The organism is Planctomycetota bacterium, from assembly GCA_035574235.1.
Classification (GTDB): Bacteria; Planctomycetota; MHYJ01; order MHYJ01; family JACPRB01; genus DATLZA01.
This window is the reverse complement of sequence record DATLZA010000077.1, coordinates 1-13,580: the sequence shown is the minus strand read 5'-3', so window position 1 is coordinate 13,580 and position 13,580 is coordinate 1. Positions and strand designations below refer to the sequence as shown.

8 protein-coding genes are annotated in these 13,580 nt (G+C 70.6%); 6 read left to right on the top strand and 2 right to left on the bottom strand.

What is annotated here, in order from left to right; genetic code table 11:
- Positions 1–61: 61 nt before the first annotated feature.
- Positions 62–2,167, top strand: coding sequence for a PQQ-binding-like beta-propeller repeat protein (locus tag VNO22_06505; protein HXG61003.1), 2,106 nt, complete (start codon positions 62–64; stop codon positions 2,165–2,167).
- On the opposite strand, the gene VNO22_06500 is transcribed toward VNO22_06505, so the two are convergent.
- Positions 2,143–5,985, bottom strand: a complete 3,843-nt coding sequence (locus VNO22_06500) for a PVC-type heme-binding CxxCH protein (protein ID HXG61002.1) — start codon at positions 5,983–5,985, stop codon at positions 2,143–2,145. The genes VNO22_06505 and VNO22_06500 overlap by 25 nt on opposite strands.
- 222 nt (positions 5,986–6,207) lie before the next feature.
- Here VNO22_06500 and VNO22_06495 point away from each other — a divergent pair, with 222 nt between their 5' ends.
- Positions 6,208–6,495, top strand: a complete 288-nt coding sequence (locus tag VNO22_06495; GenBank protein ID HXG61001.1) for a hypothetical protein — start codon at positions 6,208–6,210, stop codon at positions 6,493–6,495.
- 27 nt (positions 6,496–6,522) lie between these two features.
- Here the strand turns inward: VNO22_06495 and VNO22_06490 are convergent, their stop codons facing one another.
- Complete coding sequence (locus VNO22_06490) at positions 6,523–8,364, bottom strand: tetratricopeptide repeat protein (GenBank protein HXG61000.1); 1,842 nt, start codon at positions 8,362–8,364, stop codon at positions 6,523–6,525.
- Between the two features lie 106 nt (positions 8,365–8,470).
- Here VNO22_06490 and VNO22_06485 point away from each other — a divergent pair, with 106 nt between their 5' ends.
- The 4 genes from VNO22_06485 to VNO22_06470 all read left to right on the top strand — a co-directional run.
- Complete coding sequence (locus tag VNO22_06485) at positions 8,471–9,268, top strand: BtpA/SgcQ family protein (GenBank protein ID HXG60999.1); 798 nt, start codon at positions 8,471–8,473, stop codon at positions 9,266–9,268.
- Between the two features lie 157 nt (positions 9,269–9,425).
- A complete protein-coding gene (locus tag VNO22_06480) occupies positions 9,426–11,015 on the top strand; it encodes a DUF1549 domain-containing protein (protein HXG60998.1) in 1,590 nt (529 codons plus the stop codon).
- A 43-nt stretch (positions 11,016–11,058) separates the two neighbouring features.
- The gene (locus tag VNO22_06475) at positions 11,059–12,321 is read left to right on the top strand and encodes a DUF1501 domain-containing protein (GenBank protein HXG60997.1); all 1,263 of its coding nucleotides are present in this window, start codon (positions 11,059–11,061) and stop codon (positions 12,319–12,321) included.
- 116 nt (positions 12,322–12,437) lie between these two features.
- Positions 12,438–13,580, top strand: a 1,143-nt coding sequence (locus tag VNO22_06470) for a cytochrome c (protein HXG60996.1), incomplete at its 3' end; no start/stop codon positions are given.

Below are 13,580 nucleotides of genomic sequence, written 5' to 3'. Positions count from 1 at the left end.
CGGAACGCGCGGCCCCGGCGCAAGACCGCCCCGAAGGCGGCGTATACTGTATAGAAGAAGCATGCGGGCCCTGGCCGTCCTCGCCCTCCTGCCCCTGCCGGCGCCCCTCCAGGAGGAGGATCGCGTCGCCTTCGACCAGGTCACCGACGACTTCGAGCGCCGCTGGGCCGCCGCCTGGGAGGCCCGCGACTGGAAGGCGCTTTTCGACCTGCATGCCTACGCGGCCGAACACGCCGCCGGGCGGCTCGCGCGGCCCGATCCGGAAGACCCACGCTGGCTCCCCCTCCCGCGCGTCCTGGCGGCCCGCCTGGCCGACATGCCGGACGCGGCCCGGGAACCGTACGAGCTCGTCACCCGGCAGCTTCTCGAGACCGCGTTGCGGCCCGAAGACCGGAAGCGCCTTCTCGAGAAGTACGGCTTCACGCGCGCCGCCTTCGAGGAGCGCGCCGCCTCCGGAGCGCGGAACTACGATGCCGGCCGCGTCGCGGAAGCCCTCGCGGAATGGATCCGCGCCCTCGAGACGCGCTTCTCCCCCGAAATCGCAGCCCGCCTGGCCCGGGCCCACGCCGCAGCCGGGGACCGGCTGGGCCTGGACGTCCTGCGTGCCCGCGCGGCCCGCGAAGACTGGAAGGGCGCCCTCCGGGTCGCCGGCCTCCCGCGCGACCTGCGCGAATATCTGGAGAGCCTCCGCGTCCCCGATCCCGCTCCGGCGGACGAAGGCCCCCCGCCCACCTCCGAGATCGCCCTGAGCCGGTACGCGCTGCCCGAGAGCGTGCCTTCCCTCGGCCGCCGCCGCGCGTTCGCGGCCCCGGCCCATGCGCTCCGCGCCGGCGCGGAATACGTCCTGGCCGGAGACGGGTTGACGGTCGCCGCCCTCGATCCCGAAGGTCCGCTCCGCTGGCGGTACCCCCGCGAAGGCGCCCGAAGGGCGTACCGGCCGCTCGTCTATGGCGATCCCGCGCCTCTGCCCGGACTGACCGCCGACGGCGACCGCGTCTACGCCACCATGTACAGCATCCACTCGCGGCAGGGGCAGATCGGCCGGCGGGTGGATCGCTTCGAGGGGCCGGCCGCTCTGCGGGCGCTCGCGCTCGAAACGGGCGAGCTCCTGTGGGATACGGACGCGCCGGACTCTTCCCTCGAAGAGCTCCTGCCGGACGCGCGGCTGAACTTCTGGTTCGCCGGCGCTCCCGTCGTCCGCGGCCGGCGCCTTTACGCCGCCCTGGCCACCCATGCCCCCCAGCGCCAGTGCATGATGCTCTGCCTCGAGGCCCCGACGGGCCGCCCCCTCTGGTGCACCCGCGTCGCCTCCGCGCCTCCGGGCCGCGGCCCTCTGGCGGTCCCCGCCTTCGACGAACGCGAAGGAATGCTCGTCGTGTCCACCGGCTTCGGCGCGGTCGCCGCCCTGGACGCCGCCACGGGGCGGATCGAATGGCTCGTCAAGTACGCCCGCCAGCCGGACGCGCGCACCGCCGTCAACGCGCCCCTCCTGACCCCGAGCGCCGCGCTCGTTCTGGCCCAGGACGCGGAGGAACTGATGGCGTTCGACCGCTGGACCGGCCGCCGCCTGGATCTTCCGCGCCAGGCGTCCATGGACTGGCCGCGCGTGCAGTACCTTCTCGGAAGGACCGGAGATTGGATCGTGCTGGGAGGATGGAAAAATTACGCATGGCGCCTCGCGGACGGCCGCGTCGTCGAACTGGAAGAGGCGGGAGAATCGCCCCGCCCGGCCCGCGGCGCCATCGCCGCCGGCGTCGCCTACATCCCGGGCGCCTCCGCGATCCAGCTCTACGAAGCCGGTTCCTGGCGCAGCCGCGGAACGCTGCCCTGGGCGGATGCCGACGACGCGGCGCACCTGCGGGTCGTGGGCGGACTCTTCCTCCTCATGACCGACCGTCTCCTCGTGGCCACGAGCCCCGAGGGGCTCCGCGCCCGATTCGCCGCCCGGACGGACGCCGACCCGCCCCGCCCCGAGGCCTGCCGACGGATCGCCGAGATCCTCGAGGCCGCCGGCCGCGCCGGCGAAGCCTGCTACTACTACCGCCGCGCGCTGACCTTTGCCGCCGGCGACGACGAGGCCGCCGCGCTCCGCGCCAAGCTCGAAGAAATGGCTTCCCGCGGCATCGAGCCGGTGCCTCCCCCTTACCGGCCCAGCTCCGAAAGATAGCGAAAAAGATCCAGCAGCTCCTGCCGCGTCATGCCGTCGGTCAACCCCTCCGGCATGGCCGTTCCCGCGTCCTTCATCTGCCGGATCCGCGCGCGCGGGATCCGCACCTCCCGATCCGCCGCCAGGTCCCGAAGCACGAGTTCCTCCGCCGACTCGCGCACCTTCTGGCCCTGAAACAGTCCTCCGTCCTGGGTGAGCACAAGGACCGTCAGGTATCCCTCCTTTACCTGCCGCCGGGGCCAGAGAACCGACTCGATGATCAGATCCAGAGGCAGGGCGCGCCCCACCGACGACAGGTCCGGCCCGATCGTGCCGCCCTGGCCGTCGATCCGGTGGCAGGCCGCGCAGTTGGCCAGCTCCGAGCCGTAGACCTCCCGGCCGCGGCGCGCGTCCCCCTGCGTGCGCGTCTCCTCCGCGAGCCGCGCCACGAGCTCCGCGGCATACTCCGGCGCCGCGCCGCGGATGCCCGCCGCCTTCTGGAGCGCCTGCCGCAGGGGCGCGTCGTCCCGGCCCGCGCCGCTCAGGACCCGCAGCGCCAGCTTCGCCGCATCCGCCGGAAGCCCCGCCTCGCCCATCGCCGCGGCCAGCGCTTCGGGACCTCCCTGGCGCTGGAGAAAGGGCGTCACGACTTCCGCCATCTCTTCCCGCGTGCGCGCCGATCGCGCCAGCCCCGCCGCCCGGCGCGCGGCTTCCGCCGGATCGACCTCCAGCCACGCCGCCAGGATCGCCCCGCGCAGCGCCGGCTCCTCGAGAAGCTCTTCCAGGCCGCCCAGGGCGGCCGGTCCGGCCGCCTGCGGAAGGGCTTCGATCGCCGCGCGGCGCACCTCCGGAGGGGCCGAACGGTCGAACGCCGCCTCCCGCGCCCGGGCCGCCAGCGCCGTCGCCTTCCACGCCCCCACCAGGCGGAAGGCGGCCGCGCGGATCGCCGGAGAGGTCGAGGTACAGAGACGTTCCAGAATCCCCGCCCCGTCCCCCGCCGGCCTCTTGTTCCGCAGGCGCGCCGACGCCGCCAGCGCCTCGAGCACCCGCGGGCTCGACGCGCCCGCCTCCAGCGCGAACCGGAGGTCGTCCGGCTCGCCGACCTCCGCTAGAAGCGCCAGGAGATTTTCCCGCAGCGGAGCCGACAGGCCGGGGGCGGCAGCCGTTCGGCGCAGCGTGCCGGCCACATCCCGCGATCCCACCGCCTGAAGGACGAACGCCAGAACGTCCGCCCGGCCGCCGAAATCCAGCTCGCCCGCCGCCAGCGCGGGTCCCCACTGCGGCCGCAGCGCGTGCGCGGCCTGCCGCAAGGCGTACTCGATCGTCGCGTCCCTCGGGCGGTCGAGCGCGAGCATCGCCACCTCCACGGCCCGCGGCGAATTCACGTACGTCGCCGCCACGATCGCCTCCAGGCGCACGCGCGGATGCTCGTCCACCGCCCGCTCGCGCAGGAGCGCCAGCGGATCCGCCAGTCGATCCGCCCAGCGTCCCACCGCCCGCACCGCGCGGGCCCGCGCCCTCGGATCGCGCGCCCGCAGGAGCTTCTCCAGAAACGCCGGACGCACGGCTTCGTGACCCTGGTAAACGCCCAGAATCTCGCAGGCCCAGCGCTCGTCCTTCGGGTCCAGAGCGTCGAGCGTCGCGACGACGTCCGCCGAAGGCCGGTCCAGGAGCAGACGCCGCGCCTGATACCGGACCCATCGCTCGGGCGAGCGGAGCTGTTCGACGAGCTCGGCGGTCTTCATCGCCGCCAGATCCGGCGGCCGGACCGGAGGACGCCCCTTCGCCGCGATCCGCCAGATCCGACCGTGCGCCCGGTCGCGCTGGGGGTGCCGGTACGAGGCTTGGTAGTGGCCGATGATGGGGTTGTACCAGTCGCAGACGTAGAGCGCGCCGTCCGGCCCCACGCGCGTATCCACGGGCCTGAATTCGCTCCTCGAAGACTTCAGAAGCGTCCCCGCCTTCTGCGACCGGAAGCCCGCGCCGTCGTCCGTCAGGCGGTGAAGCTCCACTTCGTTCGAGTAATACACGTTGACCGCCCACAGCCCGCGCACGGACTCCGGCAGGTGCGTCGAATCGACGACTTCAAGCCCCATGTTCTTGGCCGCCGAGATGAACAGCCGCACCGGATGGGGAATCGGGTGGTACCGCGAGACCATCCCGGGGACGGTGTGAAAGCCGTAGCTCGTGTCGCCCGCGTTGTGGAAGACCTGGCCCCAGTCGTCGAATCCCACGCCCCAGGTGTTCGCCCCCGCCGTGGCGCGGCCGAAGAATCCGTGAAGCTGCAGCCTTCGCGGGTTGAACCGCCACACGCCCGCCTGGTCCAGTCGCGCCAGGCCCCAGGGGGTCTCGACCCGGGAGATGATGTGAAGCCCCTGGCCGAACCAGAGATCCCCCTCCGGACTCCAGACGGGCGAATTGATGAGCTGGTGCGTGTCCCCGGTGCCGAATCCGGAGAGCACCACGCGGCGGACGTCCGCGCGGCCGTCTCCGTCCGTGTCTTTCAGGTGCACCAGTTGCGTCGCGTCGCAGACGTAGACTCCGCCGTCGCCGAACTCGATTCCCCCGGGCATGAGCAGCCCTTCGGCGAAGCGGGTGAACGTGTCCGCCCGGCCGTCGCCGTGGGAATCCTCGCACACGAGGAGGAAGTCCGCCGGCTTCCGACCGGGCTCCAGGTGCGGGTACGTCGGCATGCACACGGCCCAGAGCCGGCCGCGCTCATCCCAACGGATCTGGACGGGCTTGACGACGCCGTCCGCCTCGGAGGCGAACAGGCGGACTTCGAACCCCTCCATCACCTGGAACGAAGCCAGCTCCTCTTCGGGCGAGAGCGCGGGGGGACCTTCGTCGAACCGAGGCGGCGGGCTGGCCGGCGGGGGCGCCTCCCCGCGCGCGAGCGCGCGAATACGCGCGTCGGCCTCCCGGAGCAGCGGCTTGTAGCGCTGAAGTTCCTGGACCAGCGACGGTCGGCCCTCGACGCCCTGGCCGAAAAGCTGCGTCGTCCGGTCGCCGTACGCGAAGGCCCAGTTCATCGCCCGCCAGCATTCGGACCAGAGCCGGTTTTTCTCCACGACCTCCCTCCGGAGCGCCTCGGGCGGCACCGAACCTTCGGCTCCGAGCGCGCGCGCGATCAGGGCGGCCACGGACCGCCATCCCTGGGACGTGAAGTGGATCCCGTTCTCGGTCAGCCGCGGCGATCCGACCGGGCGGTCCGCCAGCGCCCCGAACAGGTCCACCAGGACCGCTCCCCGCTCCCGCGCGATCCGCTTCACCGCCTCCGCATACGCCCGGACGTCCGCGTTGCGGTCCCGAAGGTCGGGAACGTGAGGGGAGGCCGGAGCCTCGAAGGGAGGCGGCGTGAGAATAACGATCCGACGCGTCACCTCGCCGAACCGGTCGAGGAGCTTGCGGTAGGCCGCCGCGAATTCCTCCAGCCGGGCCGTTCCGTCCAGCGCTTCCATCGCGCCGAAGCCGCAGATCACGATCGATGCCTCGGCCGCCGCAAGCTGGGCCGGCCAGTCTCCGAAATTGAGATCCCGCCATTGCTCGTAAACGGTATCCCCCTCCCAGGCCATCGAGCGAAAACGCGGCGCCCGATCCCGGAACGCCATCGTCAGCCGCGCCTCGAGATCCCCCCGCTGCGCCTCCAGCACCAGGTGCGTGGACCCCGCGAAGACGATCACCTCGTCCGGAAGCGCCGGCGCAAAGCGCGCGTCGGGGAACGGGACCTGAAGTTCGGGCCGCGGCGGCGCGGGATCCCCGAATCGGCGGACCGGAGCCTCCTGCCCCTGCCCCAAGGCCGCCAGAAGAACCCCGAACGTCCAGCCGAGCCTGTCCATGATCCGCCTCCGAAGGATCCCGCTATTGTACGGTTCCGGCGGCGAATCTCGACGCCGGGGTTACTCGCGTTACGGAACGTAACACGCCTCGGCCGGTGCGCACGTCTTCCCCCGGAAGCGTCCTTGGCACGGCCGTTGCTCTTCATGGCGCGGGCGCCGTCGGAGGCGCGGCCACGGCGGCCGGCCCGGCGCCCGAGAGAAAAGACTTTCAGGAGAAGAGCCGTGGAGAAGAAGACCCAGAAGCCCCTGGCGAAGGAGGAGGTCGTCCGCGAGTTCGCGCCCGTCGGAAAGTACCGCATCCGCCTGCTTCAGAATCCGAAAAAGCCGGGCTCCGATCCTTCCCTGGACATCCGCGAGTACGTCAGCTCGGACGCGTTCGAAGGCTTCACGCGGCGGGGAATCCGCCTGAGCGACCGCGCCCAGATGGATCTGCTGCGGGACGTGCTCACGGAGGCGCTCGAGGCGGGCGGTCCGGCCAAGCCGGCGCCCGGGACGCTCCCGCTCCAATAGAGCGGGCGCGTTCCCCGCGAGCGGGGCCTACTTGAGCATCGACTCGAGCCCGGCGATGTCCGCCCGGAGGGTTGCGGCCCGGGCGGGATCCAGCCGCACGGCCTGTCGGTAATCGGCCAGCGCGTCCGCGTAATCCATGCGGTCGCGCCGAATCGCGGCCCGTAGGGCGTAAGCGGCGGCGCTTTGGGGGTCCAGTTCCAGGGCGCGGCCCAGGTCCGCCAGAGCGAGGTCCGCCTTGCCCTTCTCGGCGCGGACTTGGGCGCGGGCCACGTAGGCGGCCGCCACGCCCGGAGGTACGCGAAGATCCGGCTGAATCTCGAGCGCCCGCTCCAGGTCGGCCAACGCCGCCTCGAACTTGCGCTGCTCGAGGAAGGCGGTGGCCCGGCCCAGAAGCGCCTGGGCGTAGGCCGGATCGCGGCGCAGGTCGGGATCCACGCGGGAGGCGACCTCGAAATCGCCCGCCGCGCCGAGGACGTCTCCCCGCTTCAGACGGGCGCGGCCGCGCTCGGCGAAGGCCATAAGAAGCGTCGGATCCAGCGGGTAGTCGGGTTTCAGCCGGAGGGCGATTTCGAGGTCTCCGGCGGCCCGCTCGTGCTCTCCGGACTGGAAGTAGGCGGCGGCGCGGAGCTCGCGCGGCGCCGGATCGGACGGGGCCAGCGAGATCGCCCGCGTGAGGTCGGCGATGGCGTCGGCGAACTGTCCGGCCTCCACGCGCATCCGGCCGCGGTGGGTGAAGGAGGGCGCCAGGGCGGGATCGAGCGCGAGGTCCGGCTTGAAGGCGAGGGCGCGGGTCAGGTCCGCCAGGGCCTCGTCGTGAGCGCCCTGGGCGGTCCGGGCGGCGGCCCGGCGGCGAAGCGCGTCCGCGAAGAGCGGCTGGGGCGATCCGGCCGGCTGGAGCCTTTCGGCCTCCTCGAAGTCGGCCACGGCGGCATCCAAGGCTCCTTTCTCCAGGGCGGCCGCCGCGCGGCGTCGGCGGCACTCGGCGGCCTCCGCGGCGGGCACGCTTTCGGGGTCCAGCGAAAGGGCCGCCTGATAGGAGTCGATGGCCTCGTCCAGGCGACCCGAGCGGGCGGCCTGGCGCGCGCGGTCCAGGTAGGCCTCCGCATAGCGCGGGTCGATGGGGATCGCGCGATCGAGGGCCATGGCCTTCTCGAGGTCCCCCAGGGCGGCCGCGTAGTCCTTGCGCCGAAGGGCGATGACTCCCCGATCGTGGAACGGTCCGGCCTGGGCGGGATCGAGAGCGATCGCGGCGTTGAGGTCGTCGAGCGCGCGTCCGTAGTTGCCGCGAACCAGATGGACTTGGGCACGGTGAGCCAGGGCGGCGGCGTTCTTGGGATCGCGCTCGAGCGCGGCGGAGAGGTCCGCTTCGGCGCCCTCGAAGTCGCGTCGCCGCAGTCGAAGCTCGCCGCGCAGCGCAAGGGCGCGGGCGTGATCGGGCTTCCGCGTCACGGCTTGATCCAAAAGCTCGAGCGCCGTGTCGAGATCGCCCATCTCGATCAGGGCCGCGGCGGCCTGGAAGGCGGCATCCGCGTTGGACGGATCCCGGGCCACACAGCGCCGGAAGTCCGCGGCGGCTTCCTTGAAACGCCGGAACGCCAGAAGGGTCAGGCCGCGCCAGTAGAGAGCCTTGGGAAGTTCGGGCTCCAGGCGGAGGGCCATGTTGAAGTCATAGAGGGCGTTGTCGAACCGTCCCGTTTTATAGAGGAGAATGCCCCGTTCGACATAGGCCTGCGTGTAATCCGGAAACTCGCGGATGAGGTCGGTCCACTGAGGGATGCCGAGGTTGCCTTCGACAGGGGCGGCCGGACGGCGGGCGGGACGGGCGGCGGGAGGAGCCGTGAGACGGGGGCGGCGGCGAAGGCGTGCCATGAGAGTTCCTCTCCTTCGGCTCGCCTCAAGCCACCATAAGGCGGGTCCCGGGCGGAGTCAAGCGGAAAACCTTGAATGGACCCGCGGGGCGCTATAATCCGGCGCGGTGAAGATCTTCGCGGCGCGGCGGCCCCTGATCGGCATGATTCATCTTCCGCCGCTGCCGGGCTCGCCCCGGGCGCGCCGCCCACACGAGGTCCTGGAACGGGCGGTCGCGGACGCGCGGGCCTTGGCCCGGGGCGGAGCGGACGGGCTGCTCTTGGAGAACTTCGGCGACGCTCCGTTCGCGCCTGGGGAGGTGGAACCGCACGTTCCGGCGCTTCTGGCCGTGGCGGCCCTGGAGGCGCGCCGCGCGACCGGCCTGCCCGTGGGGGTCAACGTCCTGCGCAACGACGCCCAAGCGGCGCTGGCGGCGGCCCTGGCTTCGGGAGCGGACTTCATCCGGGTGAACGTGCACGTGGGGACGGCGTTTACGGACCAGGGCCAGATCGACGGTCGCGCGCACGAGACGCTGCGCTATCGGCGCTCGATCGGATGTCGCGCGGCGGTGTTCGCGGACGTGTGGGTTAAGCACGCCCGGCCGGCGGGGGGCGGCGACCTGACGGCCGCCGCGCGCGAGGTCGCCTACCGCGGGCTGGCGGACGTCCTTCTGGTGACGGGACCGGAAACGGGCGCCCCGCCGGACCCGCAGCAGCTGAGCGCCGTGCGGCGGGCGGTGCCCGATCGGCCCGTGTACGTGGCCAGCGGAGTTTCTCCCGAAAACGTGGGGCGCTTCCGCGAGGCGGACGGATTCATCGTCGGAACGGCGCTCAAAAGAGGGGGAAGGACCGAAGGGCCCGTGGATCCGGTTCGGGTCCGCGCCCTGGCGCGCGCGATCCGGGGGCGGCGAGGAGCGGCTCCGTAGAGTCCATTTTGCACGGAGGAGGCTCGTTTCCTCCGTCTGGATGTTAGGATTTACGGGAGCGCCGGACGGAGCTTCCGAGATGACGCGCTTTTGAAAATTCCGGGGGGGATGGAGTGTTAGAAATATGGAGCAAGGGTTTTGTTGGAGGGGATCTGCGATGAGGGCTTTCAAGGTTGGGGCGGGAGCGCTCCTGCTCCTCTTCCTGGCCGGCTCCGCGGCGGATTTGCAGACGCAGTCCGAACCGAGGAAGCCGGCCGTCAGTTCATCCATCGACAGCGCGATCTCGCGCAAGGCGCGTCCGGCGGACGACGGCGAGTTCCTGCGCCGCGTCATGCTGGACCTCGTGGGCTATCCGCCCAATCTCGAGGAGGTGAAGGCGTTCCTCGCCGACACGAATCCGAACAAGCGCGTCGCCAAGATCGACGAACTCCTGAACACCGAAGCGTGGGCGGACTTCTGGTCGCGCCGGTTCGCGGAAGCCTTCTTCGGCAACTACCACGACGTCAAGATGGACACGATGCCGAAGCTCTCGAAGGCGGCGCGCGATCGGATCATGGGAGACTTCATCCGCTGGTTCAAGCTCCAGCTCCAGAAGGATCGTCCCTGGACCGACATCGTGGCGGCCATGCTGGACGCCCGCGGGACGGACGAAGGAGACCCGGCCCTGGCCTACAAGCTGTCCTTCTACAATGAAGAAGGGCCCGTCAGCGAGTTCGCCAACAACGTGGCGCGGCACATGCTGGGGATCCGCCTCCTGTGCGCCAAGTGCCACGACCATCCGTTCGACAACTGGACGGTGGAGCACTTCTACGGCTTGGCGGCCTTCAACGCCCGCATGCGGGCCCGCGGCTACGGCAATTCCAGCGAGAAGGACGCCGTCGAGCACGTCGAGATCAAGTACGCCGATGAAGGCGAGGCGATGATCAACGACGTGGAAATCGACAGCGATATCGTCAAGAAGTCCAAGTCGGGCGGCGCGGCCAAGCCGATCTTCCTTTTCGGCGGGCAGGCGCCTCCGGGCCCCGGCGTGGATCGCGTGAAGATCCTGGTCCAGCTCATGACGAACAAGGGCAACACCCAGCTTCCGCGCGCGCTGGCCAATCGCGTGTGGGGCTGGCTCTTCGGACGGGGCGTCGTCCATCCGGTGGACGACTTCGCGGCCCGGAGGAACAAGCCGGTCGTCAACGGAGTTCTCGACGCCTTGGCCCGGGACCTGATCCAGAACGGCTACTCGGTCAAGCATCTGGTGCGGGCCATCTGCAACTCGCAGGTCTATCAGCTCTCCTGCGAGGCGGACGGCACCTACGCGAAGGTGGACTTCTCGCGCGGGACCATCCAGCAGCTCAGCGGGGAGCAGCTCATCAATTCGATTCTCGTGGCCACCAAGGGCGCGCCCGAGCGCAACATCGGCCGGGTGCTCCAGATGGTGCAGTCGCTCTTCCCCGCCGGAGCGATCTGGTGCGAGACGACCCCCCTTCCGGGCAACGCGCGCCAGGCGCTGCTCCTGCGGAACAACCAGGAGATCATGAGCTGGATCTCCGGCGGGGGCGTCCTCTCCCGCATCAAGAGCATGCAGGGGACGGACGAGCAGAAGGTCGAGGAGATGTTCTTGGCGGCTCTTTCCCGCAAGCCCACGGATGCCGAGAAGGCGCGGTATGCGGCCTTCGTCAAGCAGCACCCGGGCTCGGGGTGGGAGGACGCCTACTGGACGCTCCTGAACAGCACGGAATTCGTCACGCGTCACTGATGGAAAAAAGGGATCTGAGAACATAACGTTGGAGGGGATGCGAATGCTCAAGTGCGAACACTGCGTGCCCGCCTTCAGCCGGCGGCATTTCCTGAGGTTCAGCCTCGGGGCCGGAGCGGGCTTGGCGGCGGCTTCCCTGCCTCATTCGGCGCTGGCCCAGCAGACCGTGGCCAAGCAGAACGCCGGCAAGGGGGCCAAGGCGGTCATCATGCTGTGGATGGGCGGCGGGCCCACCCAGTATGAGACGTTCGACCCGAAGCCGAAGGCTCCGTTCAAGCCCATCGACACCTCGGCGCCGGGGGTCAAGTTCAGCGAGCTGATGCCCATCTGCGCCTCGCAGGCCAAGCACATGGCCGTGATCCGCTCGATGGCCACCCATGAGGGCGCCCACGAGCGCGGCACGTCGCTCATGCACATCGGGATGCAGCCCATCCAGGGGCTGGAGATCCCCGCGACGGGCACGGTCATTTCCTATGAGAAGGGCGCGAAGGACTTCCCCCTGCCTCACTTCATCGCCATCGACCCGCCCCTCATTCCGCAGTCCACGGTCTTCGGCGAGGATTACCTGCCGTTCCGTCTCAATAACGCCGACAACCCGATTCCGAACATCCGCCGCACGGTGGATGCCAACCGGGACAAGGAGCGCGCCAAGCTCCTCCTGGAGCAGAACAAGGAGTGGGCGGCCAAGCGGCAGCAGAAGGAGGTCGCCAAGGTCGAAGCGGCGTACGTGAAGTCCGAAGACGTGATGAACACGCCGCTTCTGAAGGCCTTCAATTACCGCGAGGAGCCGGCGGAACTCGTCAAGGAGTACGGCGGCCGGTTCGGGATCAACTGCCTCCTGGCCCGGCGCCTCGTCCAGGCGGGAGTGTCCTTCGTCGAAATCGGCTTGGGCGGCTGGGACATGCACGACGACGTCGCCGGCGGCTGCAAGCGCCTTGTGCCGGAAGTGGATCGCGGCCTGGGAACCCTGATCAAGGATCTGGCCGAGAAGGACATGCTCAAGGAGACGCTGGTTCTCTGGTGCGGCGAGTTCGGCCGCACGCCGGACATCAACGGCGGCCAGGGACGCGACCACTGGGCCAACGGCTTCAGCGTGGTCCTGGCGGGCGGCGGCATCCAGGGCGGCCGCGTCCACGGCGACACGGGCCCCAACGGCCACGCCTGCAACAAGCCGGTCAGCATCTACGATCTCTTCGCGACGATCTATCACGCGTGCGGCATCGACCCGAAGAAGAAGTACAACACGGAAGGCCGGTACATTCCCTATGTCAAGGGCGGCAAGCCGGTCATGAGCCTCTTCTCGTAAGAGGCCCCCGCGGAACCGAGCGCCCCGGCCGGGACACCTCCCGGCCGGGGCTTTTTTTCGCCCGGAGGAGATTGACGACCCTCGCCCTCCAAGGGTATCCTGACCTCCGCATCGCCGTGAAAAGCGCGCCCCTCGCTCTGTGGCTGGCCCTCGCCGGCGGACTGGCCGCCGCCGCGCGAAGCCCGGCCCGCCGGCAGGAAGCCGCCCCGCCGGAACCTCTCCCGCTCGCCGCCGGTCTCGCCGTCACGTTCCGTTCCGCCTCCGGAACCGACGCCCGCGTCGCCCGGCTGGCGGCGCTCTACGTCCCGGCCGGGCGCTCCCCGACCCCCTTCCTCGCCCCAGGTCCCTTCGAGGCCCTCTTCGAAGGATTCGTCACGGTCGATCTCGGAACCGACTGCTCCTTCTCGGCCGCAGGCCGCGGCACCCTTGAAGTCCGCGTCAACGGCGCCTTGACGCTGGAAGCGCGGGGCGACGATTTCTCGAAGGTCCAGGGAACCTCCGTTTTCCTCAAGAAAGGCCGCAATCGCCTCCTCGTCCGCTATTCCAGCCCCGCCGAAGGGGACGCCTTCTTCCGGCTCTCCTGGTCTTCACAGGATTTTCCGCGGGAACCCGTGGGCCCCCCCGCGGTCTTCCACGACCCCGCGACGCCCGCCCTCGCCCGGCCGAACCTCCTGCGCCGGGGACTCGAGGTGCTGACCTCCCGGCGCTGCCTCCAATGCCACCCCGCGTTCGAAGACGGCGGGAAGGCGAAAATCGCCGGATGGCTCGTGCCTGAACTCGCGGGCCCGTCGCTCAAGGACGTCGGGGCCCGCCTCCGGCCCGAATGGATGGCCCGATGGATCCACAACCCGCGGGCTTTCCGCGCGGACGCCTCCATGCCCCGGTTCGCGGACCTCGACGCCCAGGAGGCGGCGGATCTGGCGGCGTTTCTGGCGACCCTCGGGACGCCTCCGCCCGAGGGGCCCGCGCCCGCGCCGGAGGCCGTGGCCGAGGGAGGGCGCCTGTTCGCCCAGCTCCGCTGCGTCGGTTGCCACACGCGACCCGACCGCGAGCCGGATTCCTCTCGCGTGCCCCTTTCTCACCTGGCCGCCAAATGGCGCCCCGAAGCGCTCCGCGAGTTCCTGAAGGCGCCGGCGAGGCATTATCCGTGGATCGGAATGCCCGACTTCGGCCTCACCGAAACGGAAGCTTCGGCGCTGGCCGCCTTCCTCCGCGCCCGATCCCAAAGCGGCGGGCCTTCGGGGCCCGAGGGCGACGCC